Genomic DNA, 20,797 nt, shown 5'->3' with positions numbered 1-20,797 from the left:
TAACAATAATGTTGTCGTAAAAATAAAGAGTATGGAGTCAGTATCGGGGCATGGCAAATGGATGTTTTATGCCGCCTAAGGTGTCCCTGAGCGAACACCTAAGGCGAGTATTATTAATTAACAGCGTCCTGCGGCTTTTGATAATGCATCACATGTTTTACTAGTAGAACTTGCTACACCGCCAGCGCAAATAGCATCAGAAACCATACTGCTTCCCCCTATTGATATCAGTCCATAAAGTTTTGGTTCTGCAGCTTTAGTGACATAACAACGGTGTGCTTTCTTACCTATTGTCGCCACAAAATTGGTTTTAACGCCATTTTGCTGAACATCTGAAATTGTCACGTCAGAAGCATTGACATTTAATGTAAACGCTGCGGCATCTCGCATTTCGTTTTCTGTCGCGATCGGTGGTTTTGATACGCATCCGATTAATAAAATGGCGGGAAGTATGCATGTCGTTAATTTAAAAATTTCCATTTTGTTATCCATTATATAATTATGCGAAATGTATATATAGATTACAGGTTGATACATTTCTTTGATTTTGGACATCATTTTATATGTGCAATGAGAGTTGTGTTAATGCCAATGGGTTAATGATAATTTGGAAAAAGAAATTTGAGGTTAGTATTCATTTTGGTGATGTTGTAGATGTTTGATTGAAGGGCTTTATTTAATTAAACTATTGAGTTTGTGAATACTTTTGTTTTTAAAAATTAACTCCTTCCATTTTTTCATCAAAATAATCATTTATGTCTGTTATATTTATGGCGTAAGGTAAGATAGTTATTAATACATTTAAATAGCAATCTCCCTTTACGCATTCGCCATTTATTCGGGCTCGCCGAATTTAGTGAGACAGCGATGCCGGTGACCGGATAGTGCGACTGACGATCACAAATCCGCGATTCTTAATCGATGCCGGGTAAAAAATGGCTTATCGTGCCGTGGTGCGCGAAGCCGTTTGGGCAGCGTCAATGGCTACACTGAATACTGCATATTATTCGCCAGTCGCGGCGGTTTTCATTTTTACGCCGAGTGGCGCGCGGTGTCATAAAGGATGAGAGATGAGTAAATCAGATAATCAGACAGAGCGCGATGCAGGATATCGCCGCGTGCGGCTGGAGGATATCGCTACCCGTTGTCGTACCTCGCTCAGTACCGTGTCGCGGGCGCTATCGGGCGAAAAAGGGGTCAGCCACGAACTGCGCACGCGTATTCAGGAAGTGGCGCGGGCCATGCGATATACGCCGGCTCAGGAGCTGGGCGGCGCGCGAATTGTGCTGGCTATTTCACAAGTGGCGATGCTGGATTACAACCGCTATCAGTTTAGCTGGTACGTCCTGCAAGGGCTAAAAGAGCGAGCGAAGGTGCTGGGCGTTGATCTCATTACTCATCAGCTCAGCGATAATGACAATGGCGCCCTGCAGGCGCTGCTGGAAGAAGCGGACGTAGGCGGCGTGCTGGCGCTGACGGTGGACGACAGCGGTTTTCTGAATACGGTGGCGAACCTGAAAAAACCGGCGGTGTTGGTGAATACTGACGATCCGTTAATGCGCTTGTCCAGCGTGCTGCCCTGTAACCGTTCGGCCACGCGCATGGCCTGTGAATATTTGCTCGAGCGCGGCCACCGCGACATTCTTTTTTTAACCCACCCAGGCAGGCGAACCATTGAACAGCGTGAAGATGGTTGGCGGGAAGCGATGCGCGCTCGCCAGCTGTTGTGCGACGATTCGCGGATCCTGACGGTAACCGACTGGCTGCCGGAGCTGGCGGAGCAGGCGGTGATTGCGCGTTTCCGTGATACTCCGCGCGAGTGTACGGCGATACTGTGCGCCAATGATTCGCTGGCGATCGGTGCGATCAACGGCGTGCGGGCCTTAGGACTGCGCGTGCCGGAAGATATCTCGGTAGTCGGTATGAATAACCTGCCGCAGGCGGAGTTTGCCACACCGCCGTTGACTACCGTTCACCTTCCGGTACACGAAATCGGCACGCTGGCGCTGGAGCTACTGCAGGATATGATTGCGGGTAGTGTCGAAATTCCAAGACGGGTTGAGCTGGCGTGCGCCATCGTCGAACGTCAATCGGTGGCCCGTATCGCCTGATACGCGCCACCGGTAAAGAGAGCGGGTTAGTCGAATTTAGCCCGCTCCATCTTCGGCACTAACAGCAGATACATAATCGCCCATGCCAGCAGATAAGCCACAGAGCTGATGGCGAACAGCGCCCAATAGTTACCAGAGGTTTCAAGTACGGCGCCAATCACCGTAGAGAAGATCACGCTGCCGATCATCCCGAAGGTACTGCCAATCCCCACGACCGAACCGACGGCTGCGCTCGGGAACAGATCGGATACCGAGGTCAGAATGTTGGCAGACCACCCCTGGTGCGCCGCCGCAGCTAACCCGACCAGCGCGACGGCGGCCCACAGATTTTCGACCTGGGTGGCGGCGAAAATCGGCAGGACCAGGCAGGCGCAGATCAGCATCGTGAGTTTACGTGCGCTGGCGGTGCTAAATCCTTTACTCATCAATTTGCCGGGTAACCAGCCTGCGCCGAGGCTGCCGACGATGGCGAAGAGATAAATAACGATCAGCGGCAGTCCCAGACCTTCCATGTTGATACCGCGGGATTCGTTGAGCCATTTTGGCAGCCAGAAGAGGAAGAACCACCAGATTGGGTCGGTCAACATTTTGCCTAACGCCACGGCCCACAGTTGGCGATAGCCCAGCAGATGCGTCCATTTAATGGCCGAAACGCTGACGGCTTCTTCTTTATCCTGAGCAATCCACGCCTGCTCTTCGGCGCTGGCCTTCGCTTTCACCGGACCAAAGGCAATGAACCAGGGAATCAGCCACAGTAAGCCAATGGCGCCGAGAATTAAAAAAGCGCCGTGCCAGCCGTAATGCACTGCGATAAGCGGGATCAGCGCAGGCGAGATAACTACGCCGATATTGACCGCGACGCCAAGAATGCCGGTCGCCAGCGTGCGTTCCTTTTTAGGATGCCACTCGGCAATCACCTTCATCGCCGCCGGGAAGTTAGCGGACTCGCCTAGCCCAAGCAGGACGCGAACCAGCGCAAACCCCGCCACCGAACCGACGACCGCATGCGCCATCGCCGCGACGCTCCAGACGACCATCGCCGCCGCATAGCTGATTTTGGTTCCCAGTTTGTCGATAATTCGCCCGCATACCAGCGTGCCGACGCCATACGCGACGGTAAACGCATTGACCAGCCAGCTATATTCCATTTGCGTCCAGCCGATATCTTTTTGCAGCATCGGTGCCAGCAAGCCGAGGATCTGGCGATCCATATAGTTAACCGTCGTGGCAAACACCAGCATGGAGCAGATGACCCAGCGATAGTTGCTTTTCGGTTTAGCCATTTCGCGAGCGGGATTGTGCAGCGTATTCGGATTAACATCATCAGCGGCCTGCCCGGAGGGCACAGCCTGTTTGTCGATTTGCGTATCCATTATTATTTTCCTTGCCCGGTCTCTGCCGGGCGTTGGTTACAGAGGAAGTTCACGGCTGCTGCCCACGACGCTCCACTGCTGTGGGTCCAGCGTGCGGTTCTCGGCGCTCACTCGTCCATCGGCCAGGAAGCGCACCGTTCCGTACTGCGGATCGTTCACTTCAATACTGCCGTCGTCGTGCTGCATCATGGTCAGGTCGCTGAAACATGCGCTGAAGGTCTCGAGGGAGCTATCGACTCGATCGTTGATGCGAACCAGCCAGCGGGTTTGTTGCCCGTTAAGGCGTATTTCACAGCCGCGGGTTGGCCCCGTATTCACCGTTTCAAACGGCTGATTACCCACCAGCAGCGCCATACCGTCACCGCTGCGTACCGCCGCGCGCTGGCCGCTAATAACGACCTCATCAAACTGGCTTTGCGGCAGCCAGGCGTGAGTAAAGTCAGGCTGATCGGCGTGCAGATTGAAAGTCAGCACCGCCAGTCCGCGATATTGCTGCACGCGCGGCAGCGTGCCGCAGCCGCCCCAGTAGGAGGGGCGACCGAACCCGCCGTGCAGGGTCTCGCCTGGATGGTTGATCCAGATCTGCGCTTCGGGTTGGTTGCCAAGACGTAAATGGAACGGCGTCTCCTGATAGCCCCACTCTCCCCAGCGATAGCCGGCGATGGACCCCATCGCCGCATGGCGGTTTTTGTAGTGATAGAGTTTGGCGATCCGGTTAGCGCCCTGGGCAAAACACCACTCGATGGCGCTCTCTTTTTGCCAGGCGGCAACTTCTGCTAGTTCCGCCGGAAGGGTGAGCAGGCCATCACGCAGTAGCAGGGCTAATTGCGGCAGCGTATGGAAACGACAGCCATAGTTACCTTTGCCCCACAGCAGACGCGAAATCGCCGCCAGTTCCAGAGAGCGGCCGGCGCGTAGGGTGTGTTCGTAAGAACGTCCCTGCGAGGCGGTCAGAAAACCCTGGTGGGCGGAGCGGGCAATCTGCGCCAGCAAGCGCGTGATTGCCGCGATGGCGCGCTGGCTTATTTGCGCGTCGCCGGACAGCGCCGCCAGCGCGGTGAGACCTTTTAAATCAATGGGGAAGTAGGGCGCGGAGTTCCATTCGGCCATTTCACACTGCTCGAAATGGTCCAGCCAACTGATGACCCGCGCTTTACCCGCTACCGCCTGCTCGCGCCCGCTGCGCCCGGAACGGGTGAAAGTCGCGTCCGGGAAGAGATTGCCCGCCAGCAGCGCCGCAGTGTGGAACAACAGGGCATGGTTCTCAGAGAAGTACCACTGTACATCGTTGCCGGGTTCGTCCATCCAGTAGCGAAAACGCAGTATGGCGTCATCGATGCGCCCGCGAACCGCAGGATCGATCTTGTCGCCCCATACCGTCCGGCACCACAGCAACGGCACAAGGGTAAAGTCGGCGCAATCGTGACAGTCGAGCACCGACGCCAGGACCCCATCCAGCATCTGCTGGGTTTGCTCATCGTTCAGGCCGCAGGCCAGGCGCGCCAGCGCTTTGACGCTGCTGTATTCACCTTCATGAGCGACCACCTCCAGCGCTTCCGCGATCCGCGCTTCCAGCGTTGTCGGGATTGCCGTCTGGCGGTCGGCGTGGCAGATTTCGACGCCCAGCGTGCGGCTTATCTTGAACCCTTCACGCTGCAGCGTAATGTGGAAATTGCGGAAGTCTGCCGGGATAGCTTCGCTTTCGGCAATGGCGACCAGCGACTCGCCGGCGGAGAGTCGGCTATCGAGCGTGACCGGTTCATCCAGCGAGATAAAATCCCCCAGCACGTTGACGTGCAGGCAGTAGTCCGTCGACGCGGGTTGAGGAAATACGAGCCGAATGGTGCCGCGGTTATATACCGGATGCTCGAAGGAAACGCCGTCCAGTAACTGCTCCATCTCTTTGACCTGTGCGTCGGTCAGCGGCGTTGCCAGCGTAATACGCAGCGGCTCGCCGTCAAGGTAGTCGAGTTGGAAAAAGAAGCGAATATCGCGTTCGGCTAAGTCATCAAACCACAGCTCCAGCTCGTTTTTCCCCGCCTGTAGCGACAGGCTGAATTCACGCTGGTTTTCGAGGTTACGCTGATAATCAGCCATCCAGAGTACTTCTTCGCCGTTAAGCTTCAGCAGCGCGCCGCCGCAGGTGGCGAGGCGAAAACGATACTCGCCCGCCTGTGGGCAATCGAGCAGCGTTCTGGCCCAGGCGCCGACGCGGGTTGGGCGAAACCAAAAGCCGGAGAGATCGACCCTGTCGGAAGCAAAAGGGAACCACCAGCGAGAGTAGTTTGTGCTGGCGAAAGGCTGCGGTTTTTTTTCAGCAAAGTGCTGGCGAAAATCGTCGCGGCACGGGTAGGTATGAGGAATGAAGTTTTTATGTTTACTTAAAAAGAAAAACGGATCCATTTCGCCAGCCATCGGCGTGTCCGCTGTGTCATAGCGTAAACTGGTAATATCGGATAGCTGCCAGTAGCGCACGGCATTACCCGCCGTTAAATTAAAATTACTATATTCGATAGCCATTATTATTTTCTCCAAAAGAGAAGGGCGGTATTTTATTTTTTATCAGCGAGGCGCACACCTTCGCTCAGGCATAATATTGCTAATGCCTGTCCATAGCCGGTAGGTTGTAATGGAATATCTTTATAAAATTGCAGGGTGCGCCCCATTCGCGTGCCATAAGAAACATTGTGTACCGTTCCTGCGGCATCAATATTATCCTGAACAATCTCCAGCGCTTTCATACCCGCCTGTAGCCATCGTTCATCGCCAATGCCAATACGCGCGCCTTTTAATAAGCCATAGCCAAAACCGGCAGTCGCGGAAATTTCGATGTAAGAGTCAGGATGGTCGAGCAGGGTGTGCCAGGCGCCATTAGCGGTCTGCAGGTCGATTAAGGTATTAACCTGCTTTTTCAGGCACTCTATCAGGTACTCCCGAACGCCCGCGCCTACGTCGGCTAGTTCCAGTAATTCGAGTATACCGACGGTAATCCACGCATTACCGCGCGCCCAGCGGGCTTTAGCGAAGTTGCTGTTCTCGACAAAGCTCCAGCCGTGGTACCACAGCCCGGTTTGCGGATCGTTGAGATAGCGCGCATGCAGCAGGAACTGCCGAACGGCTTCATCTACCAGCTCCTGGCGCCCGGAAACCGTACCGTAGTGCGCGAGGAACAGTACTACCATGAACAGCGTATCGTCCCAGATCTCCATGTCGTTAATGCCGTCGGAAACTACATGCTGGAAGCCTTGTTCCGGCGTACGCGGCAGTTCCGTCATCACGCGATTTGCCCAGTTATCCAGCACCTGCTGGTAGTGCGGCTGCCGGTTATGGGACCAGAAAAGCGAGAGGGGAAGCATCGGCGCGGTGGTATTGACGTTGAGGCCTGGGAGACCTTTTTCGATATTTCCCTGAAACCACTGGTCAATAATTTGATATAGCTCATCAGACTTCGTGTTTTCCCATAAACGTACCAAACCAAATAGCCCTACGCCCTGCGGCCATTCCCAACTGGAAAATGAAATATAATCCCCGGCGCTACCGTCAAGATTGGGTTCATTAAACCGTCCGTTATCTTTTAATTCAGTAAATCCGCGCAGCAGTAAATCAATATTTTTATTCAGTGAACGCTTTTCCATTTTTTATTCTCATTCTCGCTCTAAGGATGATTTGGCTATAAGAATTAAATCACTACGCATTTCGTATGCGCAATACGAAAAAATTTTGCGTTTATATTTTGTGAGCCTTGCCGATATTTTATTGCCCTGCGCGGGCGTCGTTTTTTGCGAAAAAGGGACAGGAACTGTTGATAAAACAAGAGGTTGTTGGAACGCTGTTTCATTTTTGATTTTGGAAGCGCTAAAATTTTTTGCGTAAACAGCAAAATGGCTGGAGACTATCGAACCATCATTACTGATTCCAGAAAAAAGCCACTCTGTGGAGTGGCTTAATTGCATGATTTTGTTACTTATATTTTCTTATCAGTCCACACGGCGAGGCCTGTTTTATTAAAGTTTGAGGGTCACCTGGTTTCCGATAACCCATGCATCTTTAATCTCCTCTATTCCTCCCGGATGGGCGAGTAGCTGGAGATTAGGCCGCAAGGTCAGCCATGGCGTAACGTGAAAGCTATAATGCAGCTCTGCGGCATACTCGCTTCTGCGGACCGGGACATACAAGGGATCAGCATAATCATCGATCCCTCGCATCTGGTTCTGGAGCTGCGCTCGACGAGCGACTTTGGCGTTGGCATGCATTTTACTTACGCCGAAGCTGATAAAGTCCTGCGGGCGGCTGGCGAAAGGGCCCTTATAAATGATGCCGGCCTGGATCTGATAGTCCATTGTCGCCGTATTTTTATCATTTATGGCCAGATGCCCGAAAATGTTGAGGCCATTTTGTCGCTGGCTGCCCGAGTGGGTCAGCTGCTGGCTGACATAGAGATAACCTCCGTAACGGCCGCCGTGTCGCCGGGCAGCTTGCCGCGTGAGGACATAGGGATCGCCATTGTCGTCATCCAGTACATCATTGGCGTCCGCTGTGTTGTACCAGCCGCCGATTTTCCAGGTGTCCGGCAGGAATGTGGCGCCTGGAGTGGGCCTATGCCCTAGTTCAAGAATGTACATGTACCCCAAATGCCCGGTGCCATCGAGCTCGAAACTGCCGTGGCGGGTAGCGTAGTTAGGGTTGTATTGAAATCCGCCAGCCTGGATATAAAGCGCCGAACTAAGAGCGTATTTAATGCGGCCACCCCACTGGCCTATGGGAGTGTTATACCAGACGCCGCTACCGTGCCCGGCTAACGAACCGCACAACGACAGGTTTTGAAAAAAACAGCCGCTATTATCAAAGTCCTCTCCTGGCGGCATGAGACCGACCTTGAGATCCCACTTTTTATCCTGCCAGGTTTTTTTGAACCAGAACTGCGTCGCGTGCCATGTTTGTCCCCGACCGTAGTTACTCTGAACACCCGAGCCGATTACCGGAGCACGCGGATCCTGGAGACGATCCTGAGTCAAATCTCTCCCGTTACGATCGTTTAGCGACGCTTTAAATTCTCCGTCGTGAATGCCGAAAATCTTCTCCAGATCCATATCGATGCCGAGAATATACTGATCGCTGTAGCGCAGGGTTTTATCGCGATCGTAGCCGCCGGAAATATTCGTGGCGGTCATCGAACTATATTCCAGCGTAAAGTCATAACCACGATGGCGCAGATCCGTGCGCACGCCGCCCCACTCTCCGGTCATGTTTTTTGCTGTGGGAGAAAAAAACGTATCGTTGGCCAACGCCAGGAAAGGGTGTAGTAAAGCCAGCAGCATCGTGCCGCTTTGAATCAGTTTGTTCATATTTTTCACCGCCTGTTGATGATCCAGGTCTAGGAGTTTTCCCGATAAGACGCAGTTGAATCAGCCTGGTGCGTCGTTTTATTGCCAGAGGCGGCCCCGCATCTCCCGGAGCCACGGAGCGTTTATGGAGACAGCTCTTCTAACGATTTCCCTTTGGTTTCAATGGCAAAGAGCCAGGTAATTAAGCCGCCAATCAGAGCAATGACCGCGAAAGTGATGAACACAAAACGGATCCCGAAGCCTCCGACGATAAAACCCACCATCAGTGGGCCAATGGATGACCCTGCGCGCAGCCATGCGCTGGAATATGCGGTGCCAATGGCGCGTAGTCGGGTGGGATATAGTTCTGCCGCGTATAGATAAAGCGAGAAAGCGATGGTTTGCAGAATGGCGTAGGTCAGGCTTCCCAGAATCAGAATTTCCACGGCGGATTTGGCGCCGAGAATCGAAAGCGTAATCAGCGGAACGATGGCCAGTAAAAAAGCCCATGTGTACCAGCGCTTACGCCCGACACGGTCGATCAGCAGGGCGCAAATCACTGAAGCCACGACGCCGCAGGAAGAGGTGATCCAACCGTAGGCCAGACTGGTATCGAGAGAGAGGTTAAACCAGGTTTTATAAAGGGTTGGAAACCAGGTGATCATGCCGTTGTTGACGCTATAAACCGTCAGCCACAGTCCCCACAGCATAAAGGTTCGGGATTTATAGATCCCGCCAAATAGGGCTTTTACGCCTTCCGGAGCCGCTTTTTGCACCGTAGGGGCTTTCATTTCCGGCTCGGGTAATGTCATCCCGCGCCTGATGACCTCTGATTCCAGCGTAGATACGATATTATCCGCTTCCTTTAGTCTACCTTTTGCGGCCAACCAGCGGGGTGATTCCGGCATTAACCAGCGCAGAGGGACGGTCAATGCGGAAGGGACTAAGCCAATTAAAAACATGACTTTCCATCCATAGATGGGCACCAGAAAATACCCCACTAACCCGGCAAACATCATGCCGATGGGGAAAATCACCTCATACAACAAAAAGAACCGCCCCCGCCTTTTTGCCCCGACAAATTCATTGATATAGGCGCTGGCAACGGGAACCTCCGCGCCGATTCCCACTCCCTGTAAAAAGCGAATAATCAGAATTGACCAACCGTTCCATGCAAAAAGACAGGCCGCATCCATCAGTACAAACAGAATGATGGTGATACGTAATACGCCGATACGACCTATTTTTTCCGCCAGCGAGCCAAAAAATAGCGCGCCGCATAGTTGGCCCACATAACTGGCCGCAATAATAAGACCGACAAACGTCGGCGTTAAACCCCACTCCTGGGTAAGCTGCGGGAGCGCAAAAGCGATAGCGATAATGGTATAGGCATCGAAAAAGGTCGATAAGCCGACGATAACGCGGATAGCCTTCAGCCGTCGGGTGATAGGGAGGCGTTCCAGCCTTGCCAGCAGCGCGTCTGGTGTTGACGTCGTTCCGCTGGCAACGGCGTAATCTGAAGCAATGGCCTGAGTTGACATAGTATTACCCTGTTAAACGTTGTCTGGGGCATACACGTAAGGTTCTGAATAACCACAGGGCAACGAACCCTTATTCATAGACGTGCTGCATATAATGCTGTCTTGATTAGTTTGTGGTAACGTTACTGCAATCGATTTCACGCTCAGCTAATCCTTTGCTGGATTTGGCGCTAAGTCAATTACGCTCGTTGTATAAATGTCGAACAGTTCACAATCTAAATAAACTAACGCGCAAAAAAGCGAAGTGACGAATACAGGTTAAAACGAATAAGAAATGTGAATTAACGGCCCGTCGAATGAACCCGGCAAAGTTAAGTACCATTCCTTTTGTCCGGGCGAGGTTTGACGTAAGATCCTTTCACCCCACGGTTTGCACGATGGTATCCCATGCACGGGCAACACGGATTTTTACCCGCATTGATGAGTTGGAGCAGCAGATGGATCAAGAAAGTGAACTGAACGATTTGCCGGAAAAAAAACTGGTGACAATGCGGGACGTTGCTCGCGCTGCGGGCGTGAGCGTCTCGACCGTTTCGCGCGTACTCGATGAAAGATTACCCACCTCGCGCAGCGCCTCGGCAGATAAAATTCGCCAGGTGGCCCGAGAGCTGGGCTACCGTCGGGACTATGTTGCTTCCAGCCTGCGCCGTGGCGATACCGGAACGCTTGGCGTCCTGGTTCCGAGGCTGACCGATGCCGTCACGGCGATGCTTTTCGAAGAGATAGCCAGGGCTGCGGCGAGGAGAGGGTATTTCGCGATCGTGGCGACCTGCGGAGATAGCAAGGAGCAGGAGAGGAACGCCGTTGAATCGCTGCTGGATCGTCGTGTGGATGGGTTGATTATGTCAACCTGCCGGCTGGACGATCCTTTGCCGCAAGCCCTGCGTGAACGGGATGTGCCCCATGTTCTGGCGCTGCGCACCGATGGGTTTAGTCCTTCATCGGTCGGGGACGATGAGCTTGGCGGCTATCTGGCAACCCGACACCTGATAGATTTAGGCCACCGTGATATTGGCCTGATCGGCGGTCCCGATTTTGCCTCCAATGCGCTTAACCGGCGTAAGGGCTTTGAGCGGGCAATGCAGGAGGCCGGGCTCAGGATCGAAGCGGAATGGTGCTGCCATTCTGATTTTAATATCGCCTCTGGAGAGCAGCAGGGAATGAAAATTCTCAGCCAGCCTCATCGCCCGAGCGCGCTGTTTGCCGTCAATGACGAGTTGGCGATTGGCGTGCTCGCGGCCGCGCATCAGCTAGGACTGGTGATTGGCGGGGATCTGTCTCTGGTGGGATACAATGATATTCCTCTGGTGAGTAGGCTGCCCGTAGCCCTGACTTCGGTTAGAACGCCACTGGAGCATATCGCCAGTAATGCGGTAGATATGTTATTGAATCCAGAGGTAAATAATAATATGCGGATTACCACGCCTTCCCTTATTCCTCGTAAGTCTACCTCGTCCCCACGTCACTAATCCGTCGGCGATCCTCCTGGCTTTCCTGGTGAAAGCGGGGAGGAATGAATTTTGTATAACGGATCTCATCGCGGATGCGGAATGCTGTTTAGTTTGTGATCTGCGTTGCATTTTTAACCAATTCGGCGTTGACGGTTTTATTTTTGCGGTTCAATGTCAACTACGTGAAAACGATTGCAGAAACGATTTCATATCCGTTTCAAACGATTGCTAACCTGCAAATATACGCTTACTCATCAAGGGGATACTTATGATTAACATCGATCTCAGAGGTTTGACTCCGGCTCCGGTTACACCCTTCACTCGCGAGGGGCGCGTAGATTATGATGCCATCCAGCGCCTCGGTAGCTGGCTGGGCAGCATTGACGGCGTAAAAGGTCTGGTGGTTCTGGGGCACGCAGGGGAAGGGACTTTTCTAACTCAGGAAGAGCAGGCGAATGTGATCCGCGCATTTGTGAAGTCTGTAGATGGCAAGCTTCCAATTATTGCTGGTATCACCGGAGAAGGGACGGAAGTCGCTGCGCTGGAGGCCAGGCGTGCTGTTGCCGCCGGCGCATCCGCTGGTTTGCTGTATCCTTCTCACGGCTGGTTGCGTTTTGGCTATCAGGATGGCGCGCCTCAGGATCGTTACCGCGTGGTTTATGAAGAAAGCGGCCTGCCGCTGATTCTTTTCCAGTATCCGGATGTCACTAAAGCCACTTACAATCTGCAAACGTTATTGGATATTTCCGCACAGCCTGGCGTATTCGCCATGAAGAATGGCGTGCGTAATATGCGCCGCTGGGATACTGAAATTCCGGTTATTCGCCGCGAGCGTCCGGATCTGCAAATTTTAAGCTGCCACGATGAATATCTGCTGCACACCGCGTTTGATGTCGATGGCTTCCTGGTTGGCTACGGTAATATCGCGCCTGAACCATTAATTGAAATGATTAAGGCGGGTAAAGCGGGTGATTATGTGAAAGCGCGTGAGCTGCACGATCGACTGCTGCCGGTGACCAAAAGCGTATACCACCGCGGTTCTCATATGGAAGGTACCGTGGCGCTGAAACATGCGTTAGTCGCGCGTGGGATCCTTGAGCATGCCACCGTCCGCTCCCCGCTTTTGCCGCTCGAAAAAGGGGCTGAAAAAGAGATCCACGACGCCATGCGCGCTGCTGAGCTGGGCCTCGTTCGTTAATTTATGCTGAGTCTGTTGTTAATCCGCAATGCAGAAAGATCTCTTGCTGTATTGCGGATATCGGCGCGTTCAGCGCGAGCTCTCCGGGAGATGTCATCCTGATCGACACACCCGGCTACCAGAACTAGCAGGTCATTTCAGTATGTAAAGGGTTAATGCCGGACAGGGAGCCGTGGAGGCAAATTATGGTATTAGTTCAGTTTCTGGTCGTGCTGTTGTTTCTTTATATCGGCATGCGGGTTGGCGGTATCGGCGTAGGTTTTGCCGGCGGCGCTGGCGTGATTGTCCTCAGCGCGCTCGGCGCCACGCCGGGGGATATGCCGATGCTGGTTATCGTGTTTATCATGGTGGTGATTGTGGCGATTGCGGCCATGCAGGAGGCCGGCGGTATCGAATATCTGGTTGACCTCACCGAGCGCCTGCTGCGCCGCTATCCGCGATTGTTAGTCATCACCGCTCCGCTTTCCACCTGGCTATTAACCATGATGGCCAGCACCGGACAGGTCTCTTTTGCCTGTATGCCGGTGATTGTCGGCGTGGCGAAAGAGAACAATATAAAACCTACCCGGGCGCTCGCTCTCTCCGTCAGCGCCTCTTTGCTTGGCATTGTGGCATCGCCCATTTCCGCGGCGGTGATTTTCTTCTCGGGGATTCTGGAAAAGAGCCATTCTGGCTGGGGCTATATTGAGCTTATTGCGGTATCCATCCCTTCCACCTTTCTTGCGTTACTGGTCACCTCCGTGTTTTACCTGTGCTGGGACAGAATTCGCCGGCAGGATAGGCTCTATGACAATCCGGTGCAGGTGAAGGTTCGGACTGAGCGGGAGATCCCGCCTTATGCCGCTCGTTCGGTGCTGATCTTTATCGTCGGGCTGGTGGTGGTGCTGTGCTATGCGATTGTCACCAGCCCCAAATTAGGGCTGATTATCGATCCGGTCATGAGCAGCGGGCAGGCGCGGGTAGGGGTGATGTTGGGCGTTGCGCTGCTGATTCTGGTGAGTTGCCGGGTTAACGTACAAAAGGTCCCGTCCGGCTCGGTATTTAAAACCGGGATGACCTCCTGTATCTGTATACTCGGCGTCGCCTGGCTGGGGTCAACCTTTATGGACAGCAATCAGCAGTGGTTGCAAAGTACGCTCTCGTCACACTTCCTGGAGTCACCCATTATGCTGGCCATTATTATTATGGCGGCGTCATGTTTCCTGTATTCTCAGGCGGCTTCAACAAAAATTTTATTTCCCGCCGCGCTGAGTATGGGCGTTGCCCCCGGTATTCTGGTGGCCTGCTTCCCGGCTACCGCTTCGCTTTTTATTTTACCGAACTATCCGACGTTACTGGCGGCGGTGGAACTGGATGTTACCGGCTCGACTAAACTGGGGCGGCATATTATCGATCATCCTTTTCTGCTGCCTGGCCTGGCATCGGTGCTGCTTTCTATTCTTTTCGCAGCCGGGCTGGCTTTTTTGATTCAGTGAATGATATGAGCAGTGGCAAAGTGATACAGGCAGACGACTGAGCAAAAAGGATGTCGGGTTTATGGCGCTGGCTTACGTAGTAGCCTCAGAAGGGCATCGCCAGCAATGTATATCCAGAATCACGCTTTGCATAATGTTAACTACCGTGCTGATTGCCCGGCAGAAAAATATAGCCATTTGTACATAGCTCACATTTGAACAATTAAATGGATAAACCTTTTGATATTTAAGCAAAATATAGTCCATATTAAAGCCTTGTACCGAACGTGGATATTTTAAGGATAAGAATATGTCAGCAGTAATTGATAAAGCACTGGATTTTATTAATGGCATGAACACGTCATCTTCAGCACCGCACACCATGGATGAAAGTACGGCTAAAGGCATTTTCAAGTATCTTAATGAGTTAGGCGCTCCGGCCAGCGCGGCTGATGTGTATGCCCGGGGCACTCAAGAGGGCTGGGATCCCGAATTTACTAAAACGTTAGCTGGATGGGCGGAACGAATTGAGTCCGGCGAGCGTATAGTTATTAAGAATCCTGAGTACTTTTCTTCATACATGCGCGAGGAGCTGCGGGCTCTGGTATAAGCTGAACTCAGCTCAACCGTGAGCGGATTGGTTCGCTATATTGCAAGCTTCTAACCCAGCGCGTTTGTACTCCGCAGTACTTGCCTGCCGTATTCTGTAGGTATCCTGGAAAAGACTAAGGGCTTACGAGTAATCGTAAGCCCTTGATATTTGGTGGCCCCTGTTGGGTTTGAACCAACGACCAAGCGATTATGAGTCCCAATATGATGCTAGAAAAATCAGTAAGTTAATGTTTTTTGAAGCTTTAAGTAAGACGTATAGTGATGAAAAGTGGCAGATAGCGTTGCGCTCTGCTGCCACTTTGCTGCCAATCATCAGCTAGAATGAACCGCTCATCCTAGAGTGCTTTAATAAGTAAGCTGAACGTAATTATATAATATCGGAAGTTATGCGCTCTTAATTAAATAAGAATTGCTTAATTCAATTATATCTCTTATTTTAACGTCAATATATTTTAGGAAGATGATGATCTCTTGCGACTCAAGGTTCTTTTGGTTTGTAGTTATACTCATTGGCGTAGCATGAAGTAGTTTGCTTGTGAATGAATAGATGAAGTCATATTCATCTTCCATATTGACTGATTTTGCCATTTCGAACCAATTCCATTTTTTAGGTATTAGGCTTTTTATCTGAGGTGGAATTGATGAATTGAATTCTAGTTGGTTTTGCTGTAATTCAGAAATGTTTTTTGTGATTGAAGTTAATTGATTTCTCTCAACTAAACTAGCCTGAAAACCATATCCATTATGTTTGGCTTGTTCTGCGTGAATGGAAAAGTATCTTGCTGCATTAGAGTCAATTGTATTTTGTACCTTTGTGCTTAATGAACTTGCTGCTTCAAGCATCTCTTTTTCATCAGTGATAGATGAAAGTGCTATTATCTCTTTATCTAATAGTTGCTTTTCTTCTTTTTCGGTTTTTTTTAGGAAGGTAATTTCTCTTTCCATCTGATTTTTGAATCTTTCCCAATATTGTATGTTGCCTTTAATTAGCTGATCATAATAAACAAGCCCGTAGCGAGAGTCTTGCATAAAAAGATTTAGCCAGATGCTAAGTTCTAATATATATCTGGTTGTTGAGACTAAACTGAGAGTCTCTATTACAATGAAGTTGTTCTCAGTAATCAGCCTCAGCTTAATCAAACTATCCCCATAGACAGAGTTGCACCAATCATCACAGTTTGATTTATCAAAGCTGGCTATTTTTGATTGTGTTCTAAAAGGAATTGCCGTGCTCTCAAGGTTTTGACGATGTTCTCTTATATTGTGAACTAATTTATCAATTTCGCTTACGTTCATGAATCATCCTTTTGGTTTGTTGTTATCGCGTTTACGTATAATTATCATGACAAGATGTCGTTAAGATATATGTCATCATGATTACAGACGTTCAAGTGGGTTTAGTAACTTAGCTTCAGCCAAATGGTCAGGAGCAAAGTGTGCATACCGCATCGTAACTTTGATATCCGTATGCCCTAATATCCGCTGAAGCACGAGAATATTACCCCCGTTCATCATGAAATGAGATGCGAAGGTGTGTCGCAAGACGTGTGTTAACTGTCCAGCAGGTGTCTCGATGCCTGCACGTTGAATAGCCTTTCTAAATGCGGAGTAACAAGGTTTAAAGAGCAATTGCGCTTTCCTGCTTGATGGCAGTTCAGCCTGCAACTTTTCAGTTATCGGCACCGCTCGGTTTTTCTTGCCTTTAGTTTTTACATAGATGATCTGGCCTTCTCGGATTTGGTTTCCCTTCAACCCTTCCGCTTCACTCCACCGTGCTTCAGTTGCTAGGCAGATTTTTACAATGGTAGTTAGGTCTTTGGAGCGGCTGTTCTCGCATTCAGAGAGGAGGGTTCTTATTTCCTCAATGGTGAGATATGCCATCTCCAATTCACTGATTTTAAACTCTCGAACATTCTCTAGCGGATTGGGTGCAGTCCATTCATCCAATCGGCGCAGCTCATTAAACATCGCCCGGAAGTAAGCCAATTCTAAATTCACCGTACGTGGTGTTACCGCCTTAACTCGACTTGAACGAGTGATTTTGCCACTTAGCCGCTGCTCACGGTATGACGCGAAAATCTTCGCGTTGAATTCGGTAGCAAGTGGATTTCCCATTGCCTCACAGGCGAAAGCCATAGTGGTTCGTCGCTTTTGGCCATCCGCCAACGTGATGCCATGCGTGTTAAACCATAATTCAACCAGCTCAATTACACGACGTTTATCTGTTTTCTCTCCCAGCCACGGTTTGGCGTGAGCCTGATCTCTCACAAATTTCTCATAAGACTGTGCTTCGCCTTTGGTGGCAAATTGACGGCGTATTCTTTTGCCGTCACGGCCACTAGGGAAAATCTGTACCTGCCACTTTCCGTTTGGTAACTTGCTTATCGCCATAATATTACTTAAAAATCCAGATCTTCTGTTATAAATTCCAAATCAGGAGATTCTTTTTCAAAGAAAGTAAGTTTGTTTTTATTTTTAAAAACGTGACACAGTTTTCCTGATGGGTCTTTATCCATCCCTACATAATCACCTAGAAATTCCCCCGCTTTGAAGTATGAGTTTTTATAGTATGCATCTCGCTTATAAGTATTGATTTGATACAAGAAAGACTCCCCCGTTTTTGTTGGGCCATCCATCAGTTTTATTATTTTTTGTGGTGAGAGTTGTTTATCTGATAGACTATTAAAACGACTGTTTAAATCGTTGATTGCATCTAAGATAAGTGTGTCAGTTGAACTTAAAATTGTCTTTTCACCAACTTGTGCTGGTTGTATTTTCAGTAGTTGAACAATTGAATTTACATCACTTTCATCAGCAGCCGAAGTAGATCTTAACGCCTTTTCGATTGATGATATGTTATTAAATGCATTATCGATTCTAAGACTAATGTCATATTCACAATATCTAAAGGCCTGAACATCAAAAGGGCTTATAGTTTTGTCATCTTTAATTAAAACTGTTTTCTTATTGAAAGCCTGCCTTAGCCCAAGTTCATACATAACGTTAGGGTTTCTTCCGCTTAAATCACAGATGGCAATATCACATTCAACAATTCTTCTCAAAATATCAAGTACGATTAAATTTGAACTACTAACCTCATCAGCCCTAATGGGAGAGAACCCTGCTTTTTCACAGGCAGGTTTGATGATATGGCTATAGACTCTATCAAAGTGGCGTGTCTCATAACCATTCATATCCGCGATTGGCATTATTACGAAACATGTCTTAAGAGATTCTGGACTCGTGTTTTCAGCAACAACTGAGGCGGATATCACTTCATTTCTTTCAACGTTACTGTCCATTCTAGATTCCTTTATAAAAACTCAGTCTTGGCAACAACCTTTCCAAGAACTTTAATATCATCTGCTTTGCATTCAAATGATGCTTTGCCATTCTCTACACGAATGCGTCCGCCGGGAAAACGGTACAACTCTTTAACGCTAATGAGCTTATCAATCTCGATAAGCCACAGCCCATCAGTGATCTCAGCGGTAGTCATATCTACTAGGTAGTTTTGCTTCTCGAAATGTACTAACAGAGGTGCTTTTACATCACTTGGTAAGAGCTGAGCGTCATAGTCAACCCAATCCGATGATGAAAACTTTCCATTTGTGATTTTTTTTAGTTCGATTTTGGTTGGTGTTTCATCTTGCTTTGTGATGTTCGAATCACCGCGACCATACGTCAGCCACTCTAATGAAGTGCCTGTTTCCATCGAACAAATCAGAATCCAATCAGCAGGAAAATTCCCACGCATTATGCGGTTAGCCATCGTGCTCTGTGACACATCTAAATGGCGGCACAGCGCTTGTCGGGATGAAAAGCCATATGCTTGAACGATACGTTCAATGGGTTCTTTTCCACCCTCTGGTAAAGCTGGTGCTTTACGATTCGTAAAATTTTTCGCTGACCTTTCCAATTTGTGATCCTAATATTCACTTGTCGTATCAAGATGTGTTTAATAGTGATAAATAGAGTTGGCTAGAACTCAACAGAGGATAGTGCATCATGACCCGTAAACTTTCAATGCGTCCATCAATCAATCTCGTAATTTCTGAACCGTACATCACTGTCGAAGAGTTTTGCCGCCGTACGGGTTATAAAGAAGGCACTGTTCGCCAGATGTACCGTGAAAATCGGTTACCGGCGTAATTGCCAGTTGGCTGCATACCCGCGAACCTAAGAAAAGAGAAACAACGAAAGTTAAGCGCCGTCGGAAGACAACCACCACACCTAAAGAGGCGGAATCAAAACAGGGTGATTATCTGGTGGGAACGGATGAAAACGTGCTGGTACTAAATCGCAACTATGCAAACCGCAGTAATGCTGAGCGTGCGGCAAAAATGCAGTGGGAGCGTTTGCAGTGTGGTGTTGCGTCATTCTCCCTGCAGCTTGCAGAGGACCGGGCAGATCTCTATACAGAAATGCCAGTAAAGGTGAGCGGTTTTAAGCAGCCTATCGACGGGGCCGAATGGACCATTACAACTTTGACGCATACGGTCAGCCCGGATAATGGCTTTACTACCAGTCTGGAGCTTGAAGTAAAAATTGATGATTTAGAAATGGAATAATTTTGTTCACAAAATGGATGGTTTGTATATCATTATGTGATTGCGAGAAATCGGTGGGGAGAGACAGATATGATGAATTGTCCGAAATGCGGACATGCTGCACATACTCGTAGTAGCTTTCGGGTGTCTGATAACACTAAAGAACGCTACTGCCAGTGCCAGAACATTAATTGTGGCAGCACATTTGTCACCCATGAAACCGTCGTGCGCTACATTGTTACTCCTGGACTTGTGGATCATGCACCGCCACACCCATTAAATAGTGGTCAGGGACACATGAATTTTTAACAAACTAACCCGCTTCGGCGGGTTTTTTGTTGATAGTAGCTGAAATCCTGCTGCCATTTTGCTGCCAATGGATATTCAAGCAACAAAAAAGCCACTCTTTCGAGTGGCTTAATTATATGATTTTAAAGCTAAAATTTGGTGGCCCCTGTTGGGTTTGAACCAACGACCAAGCGATTATGAGTCGCCTGCTCTAACCACTGAGCTAAGGGGCCGTGGCGAGGGATTATAATGTAACTGCACGCTGCAATCCAGCGTAAAGCGCGCGCCTGCTGTTTTTATAAACAATGCATTTTCAATCCTTTATAATCAGCTTTTTAGTCATTCAGCCGGAGAAATTATGATTAGCGATATCCTGGCGCCGGGGCTGCGGGTGGTCTTTTGCGGCATCAATCCGGGGAAGTCCTCCGCGCATACGGGGTTTCATTTTGCCCATCCCGGCAATCGATTCTGGAAGGTTATTCACCAGGCGGGGTTCACCGAGCGGCAGCTGAAGCCGGAAGAGGAGCAGCATCTGTTGGATACCGGCTGCGGTATCACCATGCTGGTTGAGCGGCCGACGGTACAGGCCAGCGAAGTCGCTCTGCTGGAGCTGCGTAATGGCGCGCAGGAGCTAATAAGCAAAATTCAGGACTATCAGCCGCAGGCGCTGGCGGTGCTCGGCAAGCAGGCCTTTGAGCAGGCGTTCAGGGTGCGTGGCGCGAAGTGGGGACGCCAGGAAGCGACCATCGGTGAAACCGAAATCTGGGTGCTGCCCAATCCCAGCGGTTTAAACCGGGCGTCGCTGGACAAGCTGGTTGAAGCCTATCGCGAACTGGATGAGGCGCTGGCGGGGCGAGGGCGGTGATGGCGCCCGAATCGCAGGCATAAAAAAAGC

18 protein-coding genes, 1 tRNA gene and 2 pseudogenes are annotated in these 20,797 nt (G+C 50.1%); 9 read left to right on the top strand and 12 right to left on the bottom strand.

Annotated elements, in window-relative coordinates:
- Positions 1-117: 117 nt before the first annotated feature.
- Positions 118-390 (bottom strand): hypothetical protein, encoded by a 273-nt coding sequence (locus tag PGS10_RS07740; protein WP_072056468.1) that lies wholly within the window; start codon positions 388-390, stop codon positions 118-120.
- A gap of 680 nt (positions 391-1,070) precedes the next feature.
- Between PGS10_RS07740 and PGS10_RS07735 the strand changes: the two genes are divergently transcribed.
- Positions 1,071-2,111, top strand: a complete 1,041-nt coding sequence (locus tag PGS10_RS07735; protein ID WP_045392243.1) for a LacI family DNA-binding transcriptional regulator — start codon at positions 1,071-1,073, stop codon at positions 2,109-2,111.
- Between the two features lie 26 nt (positions 2,112-2,137).
- On the opposite strand, the gene PGS10_RS07730 is transcribed toward PGS10_RS07735, so the two are convergent.
- The 6 genes from PGS10_RS07730 to PGS10_RS07705 form a co-directional block, all read right to left on the bottom strand.
- Positions 2,138-3,484 carry an MFS transporter gene (locus PGS10_RS07730; protein ID WP_316422685.1) on the bottom strand — a complete coding sequence of 449 codons (1,347 nt, stop codon included), beginning with the start codon at positions 3,482-3,484 and terminating at the stop codon, positions 2,138-2,140.
- A 36-nt stretch (positions 3,485-3,520) separates the two neighbouring features.
- Complete coding sequence (locus PGS10_RS07725; RefSeq protein WP_316422683.1) at positions 3,521-6,004, bottom strand: hypothetical protein; 2,484 nt, start codon at positions 6,002-6,004, stop codon at positions 3,521-3,523.
- Positions 6,005-6,036: 32 nt separating this feature from the next.
- Positions 6,037-7,119 (bottom strand): glycoside hydrolase family 88/105 protein, encoded by a 1,083-nt coding sequence (locus PGS10_RS07720; protein WP_316422682.1) that lies wholly within the window; start codon positions 7,117-7,119, stop codon positions 6,037-6,039.
- 9 nt (positions 7,120-7,128) lie between these two features.
- Positions 7,129-7,437: a hypothetical protein gene (locus tag PGS10_RS07715; protein WP_131631707.1), complete on the bottom strand. Its 309-nt coding sequence runs from the start codon at positions 7,435-7,437 to the stop codon at positions 7,129-7,131.
- A gap of 51 nt (positions 7,438-7,488) precedes the next feature.
- Positions 7,489-8,829, bottom strand: a complete 1,341-nt coding sequence (locus PGS10_RS07710; RefSeq protein ID WP_316422681.1) for a carbohydrate porin — start codon at positions 8,827-8,829, stop codon at positions 7,489-7,491.
- Between the two features lie 122 nt (positions 8,830-8,951).
- Positions 8,952-10,349, bottom strand: a complete 1,398-nt coding sequence (locus PGS10_RS07705) for an MFS transporter (RefSeq protein ID WP_045392233.1) — start codon at positions 10,347-10,349, stop codon at positions 8,952-8,954.
- A gap of 437 nt (positions 10,350-10,786) precedes the next feature.
- Here PGS10_RS07705 and PGS10_RS07700 point away from each other — a divergent pair, with 437 nt between their 5' ends.
- The 4 genes from PGS10_RS07700 (at position 10,787) to PGS10_RS07685 (ending at position 15,062) form a co-directional block, all read left to right on the top strand.
- The gene (locus tag PGS10_RS07700) at positions 10,787-11,818 is read left to right on the top strand and encodes a LacI family DNA-binding transcriptional regulator (RefSeq protein WP_316422678.1); all 1,032 of its coding nucleotides are present in this window, start codon (positions 10,787-10,789) and stop codon (positions 11,816-11,818) included.
- Positions 11,819-12,068: 250 nt separating this feature from the next.
- A complete protein-coding gene (locus tag PGS10_RS07695; protein ID WP_047078342.1) occupies positions 12,069-12,998 on the top strand; it encodes a dihydrodipicolinate synthase family protein in 930 nt (309 codons plus the stop codon).
- A 185-nt stretch (positions 12,999-13,183) separates the two neighbouring features.
- Positions 13,184-14,473, top strand: coding sequence for an anaerobic C4-dicarboxylate transporter family protein (locus PGS10_RS07690; RefSeq protein ID WP_047078343.1), 1,290 nt, complete (start codon positions 13,184-13,186; stop codon positions 14,471-14,473).
- A gap of 289 nt (positions 14,474-14,762) precedes the next feature.
- Positions 14,763-15,062, top strand: coding sequence for a DUF1889 family protein (locus PGS10_RS07685; RefSeq protein WP_015369626.1), 300 nt, complete (start codon positions 14,763-14,765; stop codon positions 15,060-15,062).
- 386 nt (positions 15,063-15,448) lie between these two features.
- On the opposite strand, the gene PGS10_RS07680 is transcribed toward PGS10_RS07685, so the two are convergent.
- From PGS10_RS07680 to PGS10_RS07665, 4 genes are all read right to left on the bottom strand, one after another.
- Positions 15,449-16,360: a DUF5677 domain-containing protein gene (locus PGS10_RS07680; protein ID WP_047078344.1), complete on the bottom strand. Its 912-nt coding sequence runs from the start codon at positions 16,358-16,360 to the stop codon at positions 15,449-15,451.
- 81 nt (positions 16,361-16,441) lie between these two features.
- A complete protein-coding gene (locus PGS10_RS07675) occupies positions 16,442-17,455 on the bottom strand; it encodes a phage integrase (RefSeq protein ID WP_047078345.1) in 1,014 nt (337 codons plus the stop codon).
- Positions 17,456-17,463: 8 nt separating this feature from the next.
- Positions 17,464-18,366: a hypothetical protein gene (locus tag PGS10_RS07670; RefSeq protein ID WP_316422677.1), complete on the bottom strand. Its 903-nt coding sequence runs from the start codon at positions 18,364-18,366 to the stop codon at positions 17,464-17,466.
- A gap of 11 nt (positions 18,367-18,377) precedes the next feature.
- The gene (locus PGS10_RS07665; RefSeq protein ID WP_316422676.1) at positions 18,378-18,983 is read right to left on the bottom strand and encodes a phage repressor protein CI; all 606 of its coding nucleotides are present in this window, start codon (positions 18,981-18,983) and stop codon (positions 18,378-18,380) included.
- Positions 18,984-19,072: 89 nt separating this feature from the next.
- On the opposite strand from PGS10_RS07665, the pseudogene PGS10_RS07660 reads away from it, so the two are divergent.
- From PGS10_RS07660 to PGS10_RS07650, 3 genes and pseudogenes are all read left to right on the top strand, one after another.
- Positions 19,073-19,210 (top strand): annotated as a pseudogene (locus tag PGS10_RS07660) (regulator); the annotation flags it as partial.
- A pseudogene (locus PGS10_RS07655) lies at positions 19,207-19,635 on the top strand (phage late control D family protein); the annotation flags it as partial. The pseudogenes PGS10_RS07660 and PGS10_RS07655, both read left to right, overlap by 4 nt.
- 69 nt (positions 19,636-19,704) lie before the next feature.
- Positions 19,705-19,923 carry a DNA-binding transcriptional regulator gene (locus PGS10_RS07650; protein ID WP_071993490.1) on the top strand — a complete coding sequence of 73 codons (219 nt, stop codon included), beginning with the start codon at positions 19,705-19,707 and terminating at the stop codon, positions 19,921-19,923.
- A 136-nt stretch (positions 19,924-20,059) separates the two neighbouring features.
- On the opposite strand, the gene PGS10_RS07645 is transcribed toward PGS10_RS07650, so the two are convergent.
- Positions 20,060-20,135, bottom strand: a tRNA-Ile gene (locus PGS10_RS07645).
- Between the two features lie 125 nt (positions 20,136-20,260).
- Between PGS10_RS07645 and mug the strand changes: the two genes are divergently transcribed.
- A complete protein-coding gene (gene mug / locus PGS10_RS07640; protein ID WP_047043068.1) occupies positions 20,261-20,767 on the top strand; it encodes a G/U mismatch-specific DNA glycosylase in 507 nt (168 codons plus the stop codon).
- The last annotated feature ends 30 nt before the right edge of the window (positions 20,768-20,797 follow it).

This window comes from Klebsiella sp. 141153, assembly GCF_032601995.1.
GTDB classification, from domain to species: domain Bacteria; phylum Pseudomonadota; class Gammaproteobacteria; order Enterobacterales; family Enterobacteriaceae; genus Klebsiella; species Klebsiella aerogenes.
The sequence above is the reverse complement of the archived record's forward strand: the minus strand, read 5'-3'. Positions and strand labels throughout refer to the sequence as shown.